The 17,734-nt window shown below is 73.3% G+C and carries 18 protein-coding genes; 11 read left to right on the top strand and 7 right to left on the bottom strand.

Translation table 11 applies throughout. From position 1 onward, the window contains the following. Positions 1-104 precede the first annotated feature (104 nt). Positions 105-608, top strand: coding sequence for an Hsp20/alpha crystallin family protein (locus EV188_RS32945; protein ID WP_133826138.1), 504 nt, complete (start codon positions 105-107; stop codon positions 606-608). Between the two features lie 246 nt (positions 609-854). Here the strand turns inward: EV188_RS32945 and xylB are convergent, their stop codons facing one another. Next, a complete protein-coding gene (gene xylB, locus EV188_RS10455) occupies positions 855-2,252 on the bottom strand; it encodes a xylulokinase (RefSeq protein ID WP_133826137.1) in 1,398 nt (465 codons plus the stop codon). Between the two features lie 33 nt (positions 2,253-2,285). On the opposite strand from xylB, the gene EV188_RS10450 reads away from it, so the two are divergent. Together EV188_RS10450 and EV188_RS10445 are read left to right on the top strand one after the other, a co-directional pair. Then, the gene (locus tag EV188_RS10450) at positions 2,286-3,965 is read left to right on the top strand and encodes an NAD-binding protein (RefSeq protein WP_133826136.1); all 1,680 of its coding nucleotides are present in this window, start codon (positions 2,286-2,288) and stop codon (positions 3,963-3,965) included. Between the two features lie 64 nt (positions 3,966-4,029). Beyond that, positions 4,030-4,500: an SRPBCC family protein gene (locus tag EV188_RS10445; RefSeq protein WP_133826135.1), complete on the top strand. Its 471-nt coding sequence runs from the start codon at positions 4,030-4,032 to the stop codon at positions 4,498-4,500. Here EV188_RS10445 and EV188_RS10440 read toward each other — a convergent pair. Next, positions 4,497-5,495 (bottom strand): LacI family DNA-binding transcriptional regulator, encoded by a 999-nt coding sequence (locus EV188_RS10440; RefSeq protein WP_133826134.1) that lies wholly within the window; start codon positions 5,493-5,495, stop codon positions 4,497-4,499. The two genes, EV188_RS10445 and EV188_RS10440, sit on opposite strands and share 4 nt — an antisense overlap. A gap of 221 nt (positions 5,496-5,716) precedes the next feature. Between EV188_RS10440 and EV188_RS10435 the strand changes: the two genes are divergently transcribed. Genes EV188_RS10435 through EV188_RS10420 form a run of 4 tightly spaced genes read left to right on the top strand, consistent with a single transcriptional unit; the run spans position 5,717 to position 10,063 of the window. Then, positions 5,717-7,093 carry an ABC transporter substrate-binding protein gene (locus tag EV188_RS10435; RefSeq protein WP_133826366.1) on the top strand — a complete coding sequence of 459 codons (1,377 nt, stop codon included), beginning with the start codon at positions 5,717-5,719 and terminating at the stop codon, positions 7,091-7,093. Between the two features lie 34 nt (positions 7,094-7,127). Further along, positions 7,128-8,072: a carbohydrate ABC transporter permease gene (locus EV188_RS10430; protein ID WP_133826133.1), complete on the top strand. Its 945-nt coding sequence runs from the start codon at positions 7,128-7,130 to the stop codon at positions 8,070-8,072. Then, on the top strand, positions 8,072-8,953 hold the full coding sequence (locus EV188_RS10425) for a carbohydrate ABC transporter permease (protein WP_133826132.1): 882 nt from the start codon (positions 8,072-8,074) through the stop codon (positions 8,951-8,953). The genes EV188_RS10430 and EV188_RS10425 overlap by 1 nt, the downstream gene beginning before the upstream one ends. An 18-nt stretch (positions 8,954-8,971) precedes the next feature. Beyond that, positions 8,972-10,063: an ABC transporter ATP-binding protein gene (locus tag EV188_RS10420; protein WP_133826131.1), complete on the top strand. Its 1,092-nt coding sequence runs from the start codon at positions 8,972-8,974 to the stop codon at positions 10,061-10,063. A gap of 6 nt (positions 10,064-10,069) precedes the next feature. On the opposite strand, the gene EV188_RS10415 is transcribed toward EV188_RS10420, so the two are convergent. Next, positions 10,070-11,203, bottom strand: a complete 1,134-nt coding sequence (locus EV188_RS10415) for an FAD-dependent monooxygenase (protein ID WP_133826130.1) — start codon at positions 11,201-11,203, stop codon at positions 10,070-10,072. A gap of 100 nt (positions 11,204-11,303) precedes the next feature. Between EV188_RS10415 and EV188_RS10410 the strand changes: the two genes are divergently transcribed. The 3 genes from EV188_RS10410 to EV188_RS10400 all read left to right on the top strand — a co-directional run bounded on the left by EV188_RS10410 (position 11,304) and on the right by EV188_RS10400 (position 13,758). Continuing rightward, positions 11,304-12,188 (top strand): GntR family transcriptional regulator, encoded by an 885-nt coding sequence (locus EV188_RS10410; protein WP_208114099.1) that lies wholly within the window; start codon positions 11,304-11,306, stop codon positions 12,186-12,188. Further along, positions 12,185-12,484: a Dabb family protein gene (locus tag EV188_RS10405; RefSeq protein ID WP_133826128.1), complete on the top strand. Its 300-nt coding sequence runs from the start codon at positions 12,185-12,187 to the stop codon at positions 12,482-12,484. The genes EV188_RS10410 and EV188_RS10405 overlap by 4 nt, the downstream gene beginning before the upstream one ends. 110 nt (positions 12,485-12,594) lie before the next feature. Then, positions 12,595-13,758: a macrolide family glycosyltransferase gene (locus EV188_RS10400; protein ID WP_133826127.1), complete on the top strand. Its 1,164-nt coding sequence runs from the start codon at positions 12,595-12,597 to the stop codon at positions 13,756-13,758. 42 nt (positions 13,759-13,800) lie between these two features. On the opposite strand, the gene EV188_RS10395 is transcribed toward EV188_RS10400, so the two are convergent. The 4 genes from EV188_RS10395 to EV188_RS10380 form a co-directional block, all read right to left on the bottom strand. Next, entirely contained in the window at positions 13,801-14,184 is a 384-nt protein-coding gene (locus EV188_RS10395) for a VOC family protein (protein ID WP_133826126.1), read from the bottom strand. A 105-nt stretch (positions 14,185-14,289) separates the two neighbouring features. Next, on the bottom strand, positions 14,290-15,264 hold the full coding sequence (locus EV188_RS10390) for an aldo/keto reductase (protein WP_133826125.1): 975 nt from the start codon (positions 15,262-15,264) through the stop codon (positions 14,290-14,292). A 42-nt stretch (positions 15,265-15,306) separates the two neighbouring features. Continuing rightward, positions 15,307-15,735, bottom strand: coding sequence for a CBS domain-containing protein (locus EV188_RS10385; RefSeq protein WP_133826124.1), 429 nt, complete (start codon positions 15,733-15,735; stop codon positions 15,307-15,309). Positions 15,736-15,809: 74 nt separating this feature from the next. Further along, positions 15,810-16,913, bottom strand: coding sequence for an MFS transporter (locus EV188_RS10380; RefSeq protein ID WP_133826123.1), 1,104 nt, complete (start codon positions 16,911-16,913; stop codon positions 15,810-15,812). 177 nt (positions 16,914-17,090) lie between these two features. Here EV188_RS10380 and EV188_RS10375 point away from each other — a divergent pair, with 177 nt between their 5' ends. Continuing rightward, positions 17,091-17,732, top strand: coding sequence for a class I SAM-dependent DNA methyltransferase (locus EV188_RS10375; RefSeq protein ID WP_133826122.1), 642 nt, complete (start codon positions 17,091-17,093; stop codon positions 17,730-17,732). Positions 17,733-17,734 lie beyond the last annotated feature (2 nt).

The raw sequence follows: 17,734 nt of genomic DNA, 5'->3' as shown, positions 1-17,734 counted from the left end.
GCAGGAGATCTTGCTGCGCATGGAATTGAGCGCGCTCGACTCATGTTGAGTGAGTCGAAGGCCCGCAAGGACGGGCCGCCTTCGTTCATCGAGGAGGAACCACCATGAGCACTCTCGTTCCCTGGGGCCCGCGCTTCGCCGATCCGTTCGCCGTCGCCGACGCCCTGTTCCGCCGCCCGGCCCCGAGCCGCCCTCAGGCCTTCTACGCGCCGACCACCGACGTGGTGCGCGACGGCGACGACGCGGTCGTGCGCCTCGAGCTCCCGGGCGTGGACGTCGCGAAGGACGTGACCGTCGACGTCGACGGCCACCGCCTGACCGTGCGGGGCGAGCGCCGTGACGAGCAGTCCGGCGAGGGCTGGCGTGAGAGCCGCCGCGGCTCGTTCCGCCGGAGCTTCACGCTGCCGCAGCACGTCGACGCCGACGCGGTGAGCGCTTCCTACGACGCCGGGGTCCTGACCCTGCGCGTCGTCGGCGCCCACGCCGAGCCCGTCGAGCCCGGTGCCCAGCGCATCGCCATCGACGGCATCGCCCCGCCGGAGGAGAGCGCCGCGTCCTCGGACGCGACCCCCGAGGCCGGCGAGGCCTCCGAGGACCGCGCCGCCTGACGCGGAACACCCTGACCGACGCCCGCGGGACCACCCGGTCCCGCGGGCGTCGTCGTGTCCGGGCTCGTCGTGCCCGGCGTCGGCGTGTCGCGCGAGCGAGCCTGTGGCGATCCTGGCGTCACATGCCAGCGATGCCGCATCGCTCGTACCCGGATCGCGCGCACCCAGGGCGCTCGCAGCCCATGATCGTGGCGGATTTCCTGACGTTGAGTGTCAGCGTGGCTGCCACGCTGGAACACGCCGGACCTAGCGAGCGCGGCCGTCGCGGACGTCGGCGTAGCGCGAGCGGACCTGGTCGGAGATCGAGGAGTCGGTGACGTCGCGGGTCGTCTCGCGCGCCACGGTCCAGCCCGGTTCCTCGCCGTGCAGCGCCCAGGCGGCCTGGCGTGCGGCGCCGAGGGCCACGTACTCCTGCGGCGAGAGCACCTCGACGGGCAGGCCCAGCACGTCGGGGGCGAGGTCGGCGACGGCACGCGAGCGCGACCCGCCGCCGATGAGCAGGGCGCGGCGGGCCGGGACGCCCTGGTCGACGAGGGCCTCGACCGCGTCCGCGAGCCCGCACAGCATGCCCTCGACGGTCGCGCGCGCCAGGTTCTCGCGGGTCGCGTTGGCCGTGGTCAGCCCGACGTAGCGGCCCTGCGCGTCCGGGCGGTTGGGCGTGCGCTCGCCGTCGAGGTACGGCAGGAGGGTCAGCCCGTCCGCTCCCGGGGACGCGTCGAGGGCGAGCGCGTCGAAGCCGTCCGGGTCCACGCCGAGCAGGGACGCGCCCGCGCCGAGCACCCGCGCCGCGTTGAGCGTGGCGAGCAGCGGCAGGTAGCCCCCGCGCGCGTCGGCGAACCCGGCGACGAGCCCCGTCGCGTCGGTGGAGGGCCGGTCGTGCCCGGTGAACACCGCGCCCGAGGTGCCGATCGAGATCACGACCTCGCCCGGCGCCGGCCCGATCGCCAGCGCCGCGCCGGCGTTGTCGCCCGTCCCCGCGGAGATCGCGAGCCCGTCCGGCGTGCGCCCGACGACCTCGCCCGGCCCGGCGACCCGCGGCACCGAGAGGCCCCGCCCGAACGCCATCTCGAGCAGGTCGGGGCGGTACTCGCCGGTGACCGTCGACCAGTAGCCAGTGCCCGAGGCGTCGCCGCGGTCGGTGGTCGGCTCGGCGGGCGCGCCGGCGAGGCGCCAGGTCAGCCAGTCGTGCGGCAGCATCACCGTGCGCGCCCGGTCGGCGTTCTCCGGTTCCGCCCGCGACGTCCAGCGCAGCTTGGTGGCGGTGATGCTCGCGACCGGCACGGTGCCGACCGCCTCCGCCCACGCCGCGGCCCCGCCGAGCTCGTCGATCAGGTCCCGCGCGTCGGGCGCCGAGCGCGTGTCGTTCCAGAGCAGGGCGTCGCGCACCGGCTGTCCCGACTCGTCGAGCAGCACCATCCCGTGCTGCTGACCGGCCACGCCGATCGCCGCGACGTCGTCGGTGCCGACCTCGCCGAGCGCGCCCGCGAGCGCGTCCCACCACGCCCGCGGGTCGACCTCCGTGCCGTCGGGATGGGGTCGCCGCGCCTCGCGGACCACGCTCCCGTCCGTGGGATCGACGACGAGGACCTTGGTCGCCTGGGTCGAGGAGTCGACCCCGGCGACGTACGTCGCTGAACGCGCCATGCGCGCAGTATTCCCACGATTAGGGTCCCCCACGTGATCGGCGGGGGGTTCCGGGAGCGGTTCGTCGTCTGCGGCGAGGACATGCTGTCGCTGCGCATGGTCGAGGCGCTGGTCAGCCAGGGACCGCGGGGGACGACGGACGTCGTCGTGCTCACCGCACCGGGCGGGGCGGTCGTCGAGCGTCTGCGCGCCCTGCGCGGGGTCGAGGTCGTCGAGGTCGCCGAGCCGGACGACGAGGCCTTCGAGGCCGCGTCCGTCGGGGAGGCGACCTCGGTCGCGCTCGTGCACCGCGACGACGTCGTCAACATCCACCGCGCGCTGCGCGTCCAGGAGCTCGCCCCGGCCACCCGGCTCGTCGTGCGCCTGCACGCCCCCGCGCTCTCGGGGCGCATCCGGATGCTCCTGCCGACGGCCACCGTGCTCTCCGTGTCGGCGACCGCCGCGCCGGCCTTCGTCACGGCCGCGGTCGGCACCAGCACGCGCCAGTCGGTCGACCTGCCCGGCCAGCCGATGGTCGTCGCCGACCGCGCGGGCGTGCGCCCCGGGCTCGTCGTCTGCGGTCTCGCCCGCCGTCCCGACCGCGGCGTCCCCGAGCTCCTGCCGCCCGACGACGACGCCGCCGACCTCGTGCTCGCCCGCGTCCCCGTGCACCGCGAGGGCCGGATCGTCGGCACGCGCCGCGCCCTGTGGCGCCGGGTGCTGACGCGGTGGTGGCGGCGGGCCCGCGCGAGCATGACCCGCTCGCTGGCCCGCGCGACGCTCGCGCTGGTCGGGCTGCTGGTGCTCGGCACGGTCGGGTTCGCGACGTTCGCCGACCTCTCGTGGGGCGACGCGATCTACCTGACGGTGCTCGACACCGCCGGCGCCGCCGACCCGGACACGCATACCTCGACGATCGCCCGTGTGATCCAGGCGCTGGTCACCGTCGTCGGCATCGCGATCATCCCGCTGGTCACCGCGGTGGTCGTCGACGCCGCGGTCAGCGCCCGGTTCGCCGGCACGCCCCAGCGCTCCCGCCCGCGCCGGGGCCACGTCGTCGTGGTCGGGCTGGGCAACGTCGGCGTGCGGGTCGTCGAGCAGCTCCACGAGCGCGGCGTGCCGGTGGTCGCCGTCGACGACGACGAGAGCGCCGGCGTCACCCAGATCCGCCGGATGGGGCTGCCCGTCATCGTCGGCGACACGACGCGGCGCCAGACGCTCGCCGAGGCGTCGGTCGACGACTGCCGCGCGCTCGTCGCCGTCGGCCGCGACGACGTCGCCAACCTCGAGACCGGCCTCGTCGGCCGGTCCCTGCGCTCGCGGCTGCGCGTGGTGCTGCGGCTGCGCGACGACGACCTGGCCCGCCGCGTCGAGCGCACCCTCGAGGTCGCGGTCTCGCGCAGCGTCTCGTTCCTCGCGGCCCCGGCCTTCGCCGCGGCGATGCGCGACCACCAGGTGGTGGCCACCGTGCCCGTCGGGCGCTCGGTGCTCCTGTTCGCCGACGTCCCGGTCGGCCGCAGCGCCCTGCTCGTCGGCCTGCCCGCGACCACCGCCGAGATCGGCGGCGAGATCCGGGTCGTCGGGGTGTTCCGCGGTTCCGGGGCGGACGCGGTGTTCGAGTGTCCGCCCCGGCCGCAGCGCAAGCTCAAGGTCGGCGACCGCCTCGTCGTCGCCGCCACCCGCACCGGGCTCGTCGACGTGCACGCCCGCTGCGCCGCCCGCATCTCCCTGTGATTGTCCTTCGTTGGTACCGCGCGATATCGTTCGAGGACCAACCGCGAGCGACGGGAGAGCGACCATGAGCACGGAGACCCTGAGCGTCACGCGGCGCATCGACGCGCCGGCCGGGACGGTCTTCGCGGTCCTCGCCGATCCGGCGAGCCACGCCGCGATCGACGGCACGGGCTGGGTCCGCGAGCCCCTCGAGCAGGAGCCGATCACGGGCGTCGGCCAGGTCTTCGGCATGGGCATGTTCCACAGCAACCACCCCGACGGCGACTACCGGATGCACAACCGCGTCGAGGTCTACGAGCCGTCGCGGGCCCTGGCCTGGCAGCCCGGGCAGTACGGCCCGGACGGCGAGATCGGCTACGGCGGCTGGACGTGGCGCTACGACCTGGAGACCGACGGCGCCGGCAGCCGTGTGACGCTGACCTACGACTGGTCGGCGGTCCCCGCGTTCCTCCGCGAGCACATCAGCTTCCCGCCGTTCGGCGACGAGCACCTCGAGAACTCGCTGGCACACCTGGCGGGCCTCGCCGAGGGTTAGGGAGGACAGCCGCACGACTCCCGGATCCGCAGCTGCGGGGCGATCCGCCGGGTGCTCGGCGGCGTGCCGGGGTCGCTGATCCGCGCCAGCAGCAGGCGCACGGCGGTCGTCGCGATCTCGTCGAAGGGCTGGGCGACGACGGTCAGGCGCGGCGAGAGGAGATCCGCCCAGGGGAAGTCGTCGAACGCGGCGACGGCGACGTCGCACGGCACCACCAGGCCCGCCTCGCGCAGCGCCTGCAGCATGCCGATGGCCATGCTGTTGTTGCCGGCGACGATCGCGGTGGGCGGGTCGCGGAGGGCCAGCAGCTGCCGCACCGCCGCCCGGGACGTCTCGGTGACCGACGCGCCGCTGACCTCCAGCTCGGGGTCGATCGGCAGGCCGCGCGCGCTGAGCGCGTCGCGGTGCCCGTCGCGGCGCTCGATGGTGGTGGCGAGCCCGTCGAGGCCGGTGATCAGCGCGATCCGCGTGTGGCCGTGGTCGGCGAGGTGGCCGGTCAGCGCCGCGGTGGCCTCGCGGTTCTCGGTGCCGACCTGGTCGTGCGCCGGGTCGATCAGCCGGTCGAGCAGCACGGTCGGCACCTCGTGGCGCCGGAGGTAGGCGAGCGCCTCGTCCGGCCGCGCCGAGGGTGCGAGCACCATGCCGTCGACGCGGTGGTGGTGCAGGCGCGTGACGACGGTCAGCTCGTAGTCCGGGTCCTCGTGCGGGTCGACCAGCAGCAGCGTGTAGCCGGCCGCCGCGGCCGCGTTCTCGGCGGCGGACAGCAGCTCGCCGAAGTACGGGTTGGAGATGGCCGAGAGGACCAGCCCCATCGTCGTGGTGCGCGCCGTGGCCAGCGACCGGGCCACCGTGTTCGGCGTGTAGTGGGTGGCCGCGACGGCCGAGAGGACCAGCTCACGCGTCCGCGCGCGCACCGGCCGGGTGCCGTTGAGGACGTGCGAGACCGTGGCCGTGGAGACGCCGGCCATGCGCGCGACGTCCGCCATCGTGACCATGCCGACTCCCGTCCTCCGACGACGTCTGCCTGACGGCGCGCGTTCGCTGGGGAGTTTGTACCCCCACCCGGCCCGTCGGCGCTCCTCCCGAAACTGACGCGGTTAAGCGCTTGCACGTCACGGAGCGCAGCTTTACGGTCACCCCACCGCACGTGGCACACATCACGGTCGAGCGCGCGGGACTTCTCGGAACGGGCGGACACGGCGTGGCGGGAGGCGCGATGCGCGGGGCGGCGCGACGGGGACGGACCCGACTGCCGGCGGTGCTCGGAGCGGTGGTGGCGACCCTCGGACTCCTCGCCGGCTGCTCCGGCGCGGGGGCGCTCGGGAGCGCGGAGGGCGTCGAGACCGTCACGGTCGCGATCGTGTCCAACCCGCAGATGGAGGACGCGATCTCGCTCGCGCCGGAGTTCGAGGCGGAGCATCCCGGCATCCGGCTGCGGTTCGTCTCGCTGTCGGAGAACGAGGCCCGCGCCAAGATCACCGCGTCGGTGGCCACGGGCGGCGGCGAGTTCGACATCGTCATGATCTCGAACTACGAGACGCCGCAGTGGGCGCAGAACGGCTGGCTCACGAACCTCGAGCCCTACATGGCCGCGACCCCGGGCTACGACCGCGCCGACTTCATCCCCACCGTGCGCGACTCGCTGTCCTACGAGGGCCAGATGTACTCGGTGCCGTTCTACGGCGAGTCGTCGTTCCTCATGTACCGCAAGGACCTCTTCGAGCAGGCCGGCATCCAGATGCCCGCGCAGCCGACCTGGCAGCAGGTCGCGCAGTACGCGGCGCAGCTCGACAAGGGACCCGGCCAGCAGCGCGGCATCTGCCTGCGCGGCAAGCCGGGCTGGGGCGAGGTCATGGCCCCGCTCGACACGGTCATCAACACCTTCGGCGGGCGCTGGTACGACCCGCAGTGGCAGGCGCAGCTCACCTCGCCCGAGGTGAAGGGCGCGGTGCAGTTCTACGTCGACCTGGTGCGCGAGCACGGCCAGCCCGGTGCCTCGCAGTCCGGCTTCTCGGAGTGCGCCACGCAGTTCGGCCAGGGCGAGGTCGCCATGTGGTACGACGCGACGTCGGCCGCGGGCACGGTCGAGGACCCCGCGGAGTCCACGGTCGCCGGCAAGATCGGCTACGCGCCGGCGCCGACCGTCGCGACGCCGTCCTCGGGCTGGCTCTACACCTGGTCGCTCGGCATCCCGCAGACCTCGCCGCGCAAGGACGCGGCCTGGCAGTTCATGTCCTGGATGACCAGCAAGGAGTACATCCAGCGGGCCGGCAACGACCCCGAGATCGGGTGGACGTCGATCCCGCCCGGGTCGCGCCAGTCGACCTACCAGATCCCCCAGTACCAGCAGGTGGCCAACGCGTACGCGCCGCTGATCCTCGACGGCCTGCAGCGGGCCAACCCGCAGCAGCCGACCGTGCAGCCGGTCCCGTACCAGGGCGTGCAGTTCGTGCGCATCCCGGAGTTCCAGGACCTCGGCACCCGGGTCAGCCAGCAGGTCAGCGCCGCGATCGCCGGACAGATCACCGTCGACGAGGCCCTCGAGCAGTCCCAGAACTACGCGGAGACGGTGGGGGAGAGCTACCAGCGATGAGCGACACGAAGCGAAGCGGAGCTGGAGCCCACCGATGACAGCAACCCTGGAAGAACGCCCCGCCGCGCCGGAGAACGCGGGCGGCAAGCCGGCGATCGACAAGGCCGAGGGGTGGCGGCGGCGCGGTCCGCTGCTCCCGGCGCTGATCTTCACGATCATCGTCACGCAGATCCCGTTCATCCTGACGCTCTACTACTCGCTGCAGTCGTGGAACCTGGTCCGGCCGGGCTCGCAGGAGTTCGTCTGGTTCTCGAACTACGGCGACGTCTTCGCCGACAGCCAGTTCCGGACGGTCGCGCTCAACACCGTGATCATGACGCTCGGCTCGGTGCTGATCGCGGTGGTCCTCGGCCTCCTGCTGGCGCTGCTGCTCAACCGGCAGTTCGCCGGCCGCGGGATCGTGCGCACGCTGCTCATCACGCCGTTCCTCATCACCCCGGTGGCGGCGGCGCTGCTGTGGAAGACGGTGCTGCTCGACCCGACGCTCGGTCTGATCAACTTCGTGCTGACGCCGTTCGGGGGGTCGGGCACGGAGTGGATCAGCCAGTTCCCCCTGGCGTCGGTGATGGCCGCGCTGATCTGGCAGTGGACGCCGTTCATGATGCTGCTGCTGCTCGCGGGCCTGCAGAGCATGCCGACCGACCAGCTGGAGGCGGCGCGCGTCGACGGCGCGAGCGCCTGGTCGACGTTCCGGGAACTGACGCTGCCGCACCTGCGGCGGTTCATCGAGCTGGGCGTCGTGCTCGGCACGATCTACCTGGTCAACATCTTCGACCAGGTCTACATGATGACCCAGGGCGGACCGGGCGTGGCCAGCGCGAACCTGCCGTTCTACATCTACCAGCGGGCGTTCCTGGGCTTCGACATCGGGCAGTCGGCGGCGATGGGCGTGGTCGTGGTGATCCTGACCTTGATCGCGGCGAACTTCGCCCTGCGCCTGATCTTCCGGTCGTTCAGTGGAGAGCAGGAGGCGGCCTGATGGCGGTCACGACGAGCACTCCACCCGACACGCAGGAGCCGGCGGCGCCGCCCGAGCCCCGGCGCCAGAAGCGCAGCGCCGCCAACGTGTGGCTGGGCGTCGTCGCCTGGATCGTGGGCATCGCGTTCTTCTTCCCGGTGTTCTGGATGGTGCTGACCTCCTTCAAGCAGGAGACCGACGCCTACACCACGACACCGAAGATCATCTTCGAGCCGACGCTGGAGCAGTACGAGGGCGTCTTCTCGGCCGGCGTCGGGCCGTACCTCGTGAACTCGGTGATCGCGACGGTGTTCTCGACGCTGCTCGTGCTGCTGCTGGGGATCCCGGCGGCGTTCGCCGTGTCGCTGCGCCCGGTGAAGAAGACGCAGGACGTCCTGTTCTTCTTCATCTCGACCAAGATGCTGCCGGTGGTCGCGGTGATCGTGCCGATCTACGTCGTGGTCAACCAGATCGGCATGCTCGACAACATCTGGACCCTGGTCGTCCTCTACACGGGCATGAACCTGCCGATCGCGGTGTGGATGATGCGCTCGTTCTTCCTCGAGGTCCCCGGGGAGCTGCTCGAGCAGGCCAGCATCGACGGCGCGCCGCTGTGGCGCACGCTGCGCGAGATCGTGCTGCCGATCATCTCGCCGGGCATCTTCGCCACGGCGCTGATCTGCGTGATCTTCGCGTGGAACGAGTTCTTCTTCGCGGTCAACCTGACCGCGGCCAACGCCGGCACCGTGCCGGTCTTCCTGGTCGGGTTCATCACCTCGGAGGGCCTGTACTGGGCCCAGCTCTCCGCGGCGGCCACGATGGCCGCGCTGCCGGTGGTCATCGCCGGCTGGGTGGCGCAGAACAAGCTGGTGCAGGGCCTGTCGTTCGGTGCGGTCAAGTAGGACAAGGGGAGCAGAACAGTGGCCGAAGTGGTGTTCGACCAGGCCTCGCGCATCTACACCCCGGGCGCGAAGCCGGCCGTCGACAGACTGGACCTGACCGTCGCCGACGGCGACCTCGTCGTCCTCGTCGGGCCCTCGGGCTCGGGGAAGTCGACGGCGCTGCGGATGCTGGCCGGGCTCGAGCCGATCGACGCGGGCTCGGTGCGCATCGACGGGCGCGACGTCGTCGACGTGCCGTCGAAGGACCGGGACATCGCGATGGTGTTCCAGAACTACGCGCTCTACCCGTCGAAGACGGTCGCGGAGAACATGGCGTTCCCGCTCAAGATGCGCGGGATGGACAAGGACGAGCGCGCCCAGCGGGTGCGCCAGGCCGCCGAGATGCTGGGGCTCACCGAGTACCTCGACCGCAAGCCCAAGGCGCTCTCCGGCGGTCAGCGCCAGCGCGTCGCCATGGGCCGCGCGATCGTGCGCGAGCCGCAGGTCTTCCTCATGGACGAGCCGCTGTCGAACCTCGACGCGAAGATGCGCGTGCAGACCCGCGCCCAGATCGCCGAGATGCAGAACCGGCTCGAGGTGTCGACCGTCTACGTCACCCACGACCAGGTCGAGGCGATGACGATGGGCGACAAGGTCGCCGTGCTCGCGAACGGGCAGCTGCAGCAGTACGCGACGCCGCCGGAGCTCTACGACCGGCCGAAGAACGCGTTCGTCGCCGGCTTCATCGGCTCGCCCGCGATGAACCTGCTCGACCTGCCGCGCTCGTCGAGCGGGGTGACGCTCGGCGGGGTCGAGATCCCGCTGCCGCGCGACGTCTCGGACGCCGCCGGCTCGCGCGACAAGCTGACGATCGGCATCCGGCCCGAGGACTGGGTGCTCGAGAGCACCGACGCCGACTCGAGCACGGTGGTCAAGGCCGTCGTCGACGTCGTCGAGGAGCTGGGCAGCGAGTCCTACCTCTACGCCCACCTCGCCGACGACACGTCGACCTCGGTCGTCGTGCGCGGCCCGGGCCGGGTGAAGGTGCGCTTCGGCGACCCGATCGCCGTGCGCCCCAACCCGGACGCCCTGCACGTCTTCGACGCCGAGACGGGCGAGCGGCTGCCGTAGCGGGGCTCAGTACTCGGGCAGGTCGATCGCCGTGGCCGCCGAGGCGACCCAGTGCGCGTCGAAGCCCTCGACGGCCTCCTCGGCGCCCGTCAGCTGGCGGGTCTTCTCGGCGTTGACGAGCGCGAGGTGCTGGTTGGCGTCGACGAAGCCCTGCATGCGCTGCTGGTAGGCACCCGCGCCCGTACCGCGGGCGAGCTCGCCGGCCAGGACGTAGGCGCCGACCATCGCGAGGCTCGTGCCCTGCCCGGACACGGCGGTCGCGCAGTAGGCGGCGTCGCCGACGAGGGCGACGCGCCTGCGTGACCACGACGGCATCCGGATCTGGGTCATGGGCGTCAGGTAGAAGTCGTCGGCGCCCGCCATGCCCGCGAGGATCTCGGGGATGCGCCACCCGCCCGCCGCGAAGGCCTCGGTGACGAGCCGGCGCTGCTGCTCGAGGTCACGGTGGTCGTAGCGCACCTCCGCGTCGGCCCAGCCCATGACGGCCCGGACCTCGGTGTTCCGCCGCGCCGTGTACAGCCCGACCATCGCCTCCGGACGCTGGAGGAACACCTGCCAGCGGTCGAGCCCGAAGGTGTTCGGCAGCGTGAACACCGCCATGTGCTGGCCGAGCGGGTACAGCCGGCCGTCGTCGTCCGGGCCGAACGCCAGCCGGCGCACGGTGGAGAACTGGCCGTCGGCGCCGACGACGAGGTCGACGTCGCGGCGGGCGCCGCTCGCGAGCTCGACGCGCACCCGCGCCCCGGTGTCGTCGATGCCGACGACCCGCTCGCCGTAGAGGTACTCCACGTCGCGGGTCGCGCGGAGCAGGACGTCGACGAGGTCGTCGCGCAGGATCTCGACGTCCGGACCGTCGACCGGCCCGCCGGTCAGCGTCAGCTCGGTGGTGCGCATCAGCTCGGTGCCGTCCTCGTCGACGACGGACATGCCGCGCATGTCGGTGCGCGCGGCGCGCAGCTCGTCGGCGACCCCCATGCGCTCGGCGACGGTCAGGGCCGGGCCGCGGACGTCGACGGCCTGACCGCCGTGCCGTGGCCTCGGCGAGGACTCCACGACGACGGGCGTGAAGCCGTGGTGGCGCAGCCAGTAGGCGGTCGTCGCACCGGCGACGCCGCCGCCGGACACCAGGACGTCGGTCATGGGGGCTCCTCCTCGGATACGGTGTACGAGCAGGGAATCTGCCTCCGAGATCAGGGTCCCTACCGATCTGTCCCGGCACAGGCAGCACAGGGAGGGCACGGTGGACGACGACCTCCCGTCCGCGCGGATCGCCGCGGAGCTGCGCTCCCGGATCGTCGACGGCGACCTCGCCCCGGGCGACCGCCTGCCCTCGACGCGCGCGCTGGCCACCGAGCACCGGGTGGCGCCGTCCACCGCGGCGCGCGCCCTGACGCTGCTGCGCGACCACGGCTGGACACGGACGGTGTCGCGCGTGGGGTCGGTGGTGGCCGAGCCGACGTCGCCGACGGCGCCTCACCGGATGGGCCCCGACGCGACCACCGAGGACGTCGTGGCGGTCGCGATCGCGCTCGCCGACGCCGAGGGGCTCGCGGTGCTCTCGATGCGGCGCGTGGCGGCGACGCTCGGGGTGCCGACGATGTCGCTGTACCGGCTGGTGCGCGGCAAGGACGACCTGCTGGTCCGCATGATCGACGCGGTGTTCGCCGCCGCCGCGCTGCCGTCGGCGCCGGGGCCCTGGCGGGCGCGGCTGGAGGCGCTCGCGCGGCGGCAGTGGCGGATCCACGGCCGGCACCCGTGGCTCGCGCGCGCCCTGTCGCTGAGCCGCCCGCAGGCCTCGCCCGCCCTGCTGCGCCTCGCCGACGCCGAGCTGGCGGCGCTCGAGGAGATCGTCGACGACCCCGTGACGCGCTTCGACCTGCACGTCGTCCTGACCAGCTTCGTGCGCGGCATGGCCGTCGACCTCGCCGCCGAGCTCGACGCCGCGGCCGACACCGGGCTCGACGCCGACACGTGGGCCGACCGCGACCCCGCGCTGCGCGAGGCCCTGCGCCGCCACGGCGGCCCGGCGCTGCGCCGCGTCGGCGACTACCCCTACGACCTGCAGCGCATCTTCGACACGGGCCTCACCACCCTGCTCGACGGGTTCGAGAGGATCGGGCGATGATCCGCAACGTGGTGGTGGGCCGTGTCCGCGAGGGTGTGCCGGCCGAGCAGGTGGAGGCCGCGATCCAGGCGCTGCGCGACCTGACCGTCGAGGGCGTCGACTTCCGCCTCGTCGGGGGCCGGGACCGGGGTCTGCGCGAGGGCAACGCGCACTTCGCGCTGACCGCGGACTTCGTCTCCGAGGAGGCCTACCGGATCTACGACGCCGACCCGGAGCACAACCGCATCCGGCGCGAGCTCTTCGCCCCGATCGCGGAGTCGATCGACCGCATCCAGTTCGCGCTGCCGGACCGATGAAAACCGGTCGTCGGGGGCGATAACGTCCCCACCGTGATCCAGCAGCTCTACGGCTGACGAGCCCCGGCTCCGCCCGTCCTCGTCCACCCTCTTTGCTCCTGGAGTCCTCGATGGCCCACGTCCTCATGGTCGGCGTCGCCGCGCACGGCCACACCAACCCCCACCTGCCCGTGATCGCCGAGCTCGTCCGGCGCGGCCACCGGGTCAGCTACGCGATCCCCGCCACGTTCGCCGACACGGTCGCGGCCACCGGCGCGACGCCGCTGGTCCACACGTCGGTCCTGCCCGACCAGAGTCGGGGCGAGCAGTGGCCGACCGACCCGGTCGCCGGCACCGCGCTCTTCCTCGACGAGGCGGTGCAGTCCCTGCCGCAGATCGCCGAGGCGCTGGGTGACGACGTCCCCGACGTCGCGCTCTACGACATCGGCGGCTACCCGGCGATCGTCATCGCGCGCCGCTTCGGCATCCCCGCCGTGCAGCTCTCCCCGGCGCTGGTCGCCTGGGACGGCTTCGAGACCGACCTCGCCGACGACCTCGCGTTCCGGGACACCGCCGAGTACCGGGCGTACCTCGCGCGGTTCGGCACGTGGCTCGCGGGGCTCGGGATCGACGACGAGCCCGAGCAGTTCGTCGGGCGACCGCGGCGCTCGATCGTCGAGATCCCGCGGGCGCTACAGCCGTTCGCGGACAAGGTCGACGAGACGATCTACACGTTCGTCGGCCCGGACCTCGCGCGGCGCGCGGCGCAGGAGGAGTGGCCGGCCTCGGAGCGCCCGCTCGTCCTCGTGTCGTTCGGGTCGGCGTACCACGACCGGCCCGACACGTTCCGCGCCTGCGTCGAGGCGTTCGCGCCGCTGGGCTGGGAGGTGGTGCTGGCGATCGGCCCGCACATCGACCTCGCGGACCTCGGCGAGCTGCCGGCGACCGTCACCGCGCACCGCTGGGTGCCCCAGCTCGGCGTGCTCGGGCGCGCGAGCGCGTTCGTCACCCACGCCGGCATGGGCGGGTGCTCCGAGGGGCTCTACCAGGGCGTCCCGATGATCGCGATCCCGCAGGGCGTCGACCAGTTCGGCAACGCCGCGCTGCTCGAGCAGCTCGGCGTCGCCCGCACGATCGCGACCGAGGACGCCACGCCCGCGGCGCTGCGCGAGGCCCTCCTCGCGCTCACCTCGTCCGACGACGTCGCGGCGCGCCTCGCCGAGCAGCGCGACGCGATCCGTCGCGCGGGCGGGGCGTCGCGAGCCGCCGACGTCGTGGAGGCCGAGCTGGCGTGAGGGCCGGCGGGGTGGCCCGTCACGCGCGGGCCACCCCGCTCCTCACATCTGGACGACGGCGAGGTGGTTGCCGTCGGGGTCGCGCATCATGAACAGCGTCGGGGCGCCCGGCGCGTCCATGACGTCGTCGACGTCGACCCCGGCGGCCAGCAGGCGCGCGTGCTCGGCGCGCACGTCCGGGGTCTCGACGCCGATGCCGCCACCGCCGGGCTCGTTGCCCATGGGCGGGTTGAGCGCGAGCCGCGCGGCGGAGCCCGGCGGGGCGACCTCGACCCAGCGGTCGGCCTGGTCCTCGCCGAAGCGGGTGTCGCCGCGCAGCTCCCACCCGAGGGTGTCGGTGTAGAAGGCGATGGCGGCGTCCTGGTCGGCGACGGTGAACATGGCGACGCCGATGTTGGTGACGGTGGTGGCGGTGGACGCGGTCATCGGGTGCTCCTTCGTCGGGACCCGTCGTACGGTAGAGCGACCACGTGATCCTGAACAAGGACTACGTTGGGTGCTCGTCCGGCTCCGCGCCGTCGCCACCGACCCTCAGGCCACGCCCTCGGGGGCGGCGCCCCCGACCTGCACGCCGTCGGCGGTGATCTTCTCGATCTCGGCGAGGTCGTCGCTGGTCAGCCGCACGTCGACCGCGGCCAGCGAGCGCTCGATGTTGCGCTCCGAGCGGGCGCCGACGATCGCGACGTCGATGCCCTCCTGCGCGAGGACCCAGGCGATCGCGAGCTGGGAGACCTCGCAGCCCTTGTCGGCCGCGAACGACTTCAGCCGCTCGACGACCTCGAGGTTCGTGCGGAGGTCCTCCCCGCGGAACGCCGAGGACTGGGAGCGCCAGTCGTCGTCCTCGAAGGTGGAGTCGGTGGTCAGGGTGCCGGTGAGCAGCCCCGAGCCGAGCGGGCTGTAGACCAGCGTGCCGATGTCGTTCCGGCGCACGTAGGGCAGGACGTCGTCCTCGATGCCCCGGCGGAACAGGTGGTACGGCGGCTGCAGCGTCTCCACCGGCCGCTTCGTGTCGAAGGCGGCCATCTGGTCGGCGTCGTAGTTCGACACCCCGACGTGGCGGATCTTGCCCTCGTCGACCAGCTCCTGGAGGTAGCCGGCGGTGTCGGCGAACGGCGTGTCCGTGTCGGGCCAGTGCACCTGGTAGAGGTCGATGTGGTCGATCTTCATGGCCTTGAGCGAGGACTCGACGCCGCTGCGCAGCCATTCGCGCCGCGAGTCGCGGGGGCGGTCGGTCCCGGGGTTGATGCCGCCCTTGGTGGCGATGACGACCGAGTCCCGGTCGCGGTCCAGCTCGCCGCGCAGCGCGTTGGCGAGGACCTCCTCGGCCTGCCCGAACCCGTAGGCCTGCGCGGTGTCGAAGAAGTTCACGCCCAGGTCCAGCGCGTGGCGGATGGCGCGCTGGGCCTGGTCGGCGTCGTAGGAACCCCACTCGCCCGAGACCTGCCACGTCCCGAACGCGATGCGCGACACCTGCAGATCCGTCTTGCCCAGCCTCGTGGTCTCCATACGGGTCGCGTACCCGGTGCGCCCGCGGCGAACCGGCCGCCGCTAGCCCGAGATGTAGGCCTCGAGCTGGTCGCGGTGCTCCTCGAGCTGGTCGATCCGGCTCTTGACCACGTCGCCGATGCTGACGATCCCGGCCAGGCGGTCCTGGTCGTCGACCACCGGGATGTGCCGGATGCGCCGCTCGGTCATGGTGCGGCTCAGCGCCTGGAGCTCGTCGCCGCGGCGGCACGTCGCCACCACCGTCGTCATGATCTCCGCGATCGGCACCCCGAGGAGCTCGGCGCCGCGGGAGTGCAGGTGGCGCACCACGTCGCGCTCCGAGACGATCCCGGCGATCCGGTCGCCCTCGACGACGACGGCGGCGCCGACGTTGCGCTCGGCGAGCACCGAGAGCAGCTGCGAGATCGGGGCGTCGGGCGGGACGGTGAGCACCGCCGTGCCCTTCCGTGCGAGCAGGTCCGCGATGCGCATGCCGGCCCCCTTCGTCGGGTTCGGATCGTGACGAATATGACAGGCACCGTCCGGGTTCGGCCAGACCCGGACGGTCACTGTCGCCCCACGAGCACCGCGACCACCAGAAGGGGGACGGTCAGGGCGGCGACCAGCACCGGGAGCGCGAATCCGACCGATCCCGCGGCGATCGCGGCGAGCACCCCGAGCGCGACGGCCTCCGAGCCGAGCCCGGCCACCGACGTCACGGTGGCGCGCGCGTCGCCCTCGACGGCGTCCTGCACCCGGGTCTCGACGACGACCAGGAGCATCTGGAGCACGCCCCAGCCGACGGCGATCAGCGCGAACCCCGGACCCAGCGGCAGCAGGGCCCCGGCGCCGACCGCGACGGCCGCGAGCCCCAGGAGCCCGCCCAGCACCGGCCCGCGCGCCCGGGCGACCCGCCCCGCGAGGGCGGCGCACACCGACTCGGCGATGCCGACGCCGGTCAGCGCGAGCGCGGCCACCGCCGGCGTCGCCCCGTGCGCGGCGGCGAGCAGGGGCAGGTACTCGTCGAGCGCCATGAGGCCGGTGAGCAGGGCCGTGGTGATCACGGCCCGGCGCAGCAGGGCGGTCCGCGAGACCTCGCCGACGCCCTCGCGCAGCGTCGCCCACCAGTCGGCGAGCGCGTGCCGGGCCGTGCCGCGGACCCGTCGCGGGCGCTCCTCCTCGGGCAGCGTCAGCGCGAGGGCCGCGCCGGCCAGCGAGGCGCCGGCCCCGACGAGACCGGGCAGCACGTAGCCCCCGACCGGGACCAGCGGCGCGGCGAGCGCGGTCGCCCCGAGCGTGGCGGCGAGGTAGCCGGCGCGGGCGCGGCCCATGAGCGTCGCGTACCGCCCGGTCGCGTCCCACCGGGCGAGCGCGTCGTACGTCAGCGCCTCGAGGGTGCCGGAGCTCATCGCGCCCGCCACGCCCCAGAGCACGAAGCCGACCGCGAACACCGGCGTGCTCGGGACCAGGACCCACAGCGCGAACGCCGCGGCCGACAGGGCGCCCGAGGCCGCGAGCATCCGGGCCCGCGAGCTGACGTCGGCCCAGGCGCCCGAGGGCACCTCGAGGAGCAGCGTGGTCACCGACCACAGCGCGAACAGCGCCGAGATCGCCGCGTCGGACAGGCCGTGGTCGGCGAAGAGCAGGGCGTAGAGCGGGTAGAGCGGCACGAACTGGCCGAGCGCCTCGACGGCGACGACCCGGGCACCGAACCCGCGAGGGACCCGCGTCGGGCGCGGGGTCCCCGGTCAGCGGCGGCGGAAGAGGTTCTGCACGTCCCCGACTCTATGTGAGCGAAATTCCCGGGTATAGCCGGGAATTTCGCTCACGTAGAAGACTGCCGAGCCATGACCGAACCCACCACCCCGTCCGGCGACAACCCCTACGTCGAGCGGGCCTACCGCCTCGGCAGCCCGGACGACGCCCGCGCGCTGTACGACGAGTGGGCGAGCGAGTACGACGCCGACCTCGCCGGGGAGAGCCAGGGCTACGTCGCCCCGGTCCTCGCCGCCGAGACCGTCGTGCGCGTCGCCGGCCCCGACGTCACCGTGCTCGACGCCGGCTGCGGCACGGGTCTGGTCGGGGCGGCGCTCGCCGAGCGCGGGGTCCGGGTGATCGACGGGATGGACGTCTCCGAGGGCATGCTCGAGCAGGCCCGCGCGACCGGTGCGTACCGCTCGCTGGAGCCCGTCGACCTCACGCAGGCGCTGCCCACGGACGCGGACGTCTACGACGTCGTCGTCTGCGTGGGCACGCTCACGCACGGTCACGTCGGCCCGGCGGTGCTCGCCGAGTTCGCGCGCGTCACCCGGCCCGAGGGGTGGATCGTCGCCACGGTGCTCGACGACGTCTGGGAGTCCGGCGGCTACCGCGCCGAGGTCGACCGCCTCGTCGACGCGGGCACCGTGGCGTTCGTGTCGGCGGAGCTCGCGCCCTACCGCAGCGGGGTCGGCGTCGAGGCGCGGATGCTGGTGCTCACCGCCCGCTGAGG

This window comes from Actinomycetospora succinea, from assembly GCF_004363095.1.
Classification (GTDB): Bacteria; Actinomycetota; Actinomycetes; order Mycobacteriales; family Pseudonocardiaceae; genus Actinomycetospora; species Actinomycetospora succinea.
This window is presented reverse-complemented; position numbering and strand designations above follow the sequence as displayed.

What these genes read in the sequence shown, in the direction of transcription:
- EV188_RS32945 (WP_133826138.1), top strand. Translation starts at nt 105, where the DNA reads ATGAGCACTCTCGTTCCCTGGGGCCCGCGCTTCGCCGATCCGTTCGCC.
- xylB (WP_133826137.1), bottom strand. Translation starts at nt 2,252, where the DNA reads ATGGCGCGTTCAGCGACGTACGTCGCCGGGGTCGACTCCTCGACCCAG.
- EV188_RS10445 (WP_133826135.1), top strand. Translation starts at nt 4,030, where the DNA reads ATGAGCACGGAGACCCTGAGCGTCACGCGGCGCATCGACGCGCCGGCC.
- EV188_RS10440 (WP_133826134.1), bottom strand. Translation starts at nt 5,495, where the DNA reads ATGGTCACGATGGCGGACGTCGCGCGCATGGCCGGCGTCTCCACGGCC.
- EV188_RS10435 (WP_133826366.1), top strand. Translation starts at nt 5,717, where the DNA reads ATGCGCGGGGCGGCGCGACGGGGACGGACCCGACTGCCGGCGGTGCTC.
- EV188_RS10430 (WP_133826133.1), top strand. Translation starts at nt 7,128, where the DNA reads ATGACAGCAACCCTGGAAGAACGCCCCGCCGCGCCGGAGAACGCGGGC.
- EV188_RS10425 (WP_133826132.1), top strand. Translation starts at nt 8,072, where the DNA reads ATGGCGGTCACGACGAGCACTCCACCCGACACGCAGGAGCCGGCGGCG.
- EV188_RS10415 (WP_133826130.1), bottom strand. Translation starts at nt 11,203, where the DNA reads ATGACCGACGTCCTGGTGTCCGGCGGCGGCGTCGCCGGTGCGACGACC.
- EV188_RS10405 (WP_133826128.1), top strand. Translation starts at nt 12,185, where the DNA reads ATGATCCGCAACGTGGTGGTGGGCCGTGTCCGCGAGGGTGTGCCGGCC.
- EV188_RS10400 (WP_133826127.1), top strand. Translation starts at nt 12,595, where the DNA reads ATGGCCCACGTCCTCATGGTCGGCGTCGCCGCGCACGGCCACACCAAC.
- EV188_RS10395 (WP_133826126.1), bottom strand. Translation starts at nt 14,184, where the DNA reads ATGACCGCGTCCACCGCCACCACCGTCACCAACATCGGCGTCGCCATG.
- EV188_RS10390 (WP_133826125.1), bottom strand. Translation starts at nt 15,264, where the DNA reads ATGGAGACCACGAGGCTGGGCAAGACGGATCTGCAGGTGTCGCGCATC.
- EV188_RS10385 (WP_133826124.1), bottom strand. Translation starts at nt 15,735, where the DNA reads ATGCGCATCGCGGACCTGCTCGCACGGAAGGGCACGGCGGTGCTCACC.
- EV188_RS10375 (WP_133826122.1), top strand. Translation starts at nt 17,091, where the DNA reads ATGACCGAACCCACCACCCCGTCCGGCGACAACCCCTACGTCGAGCGG.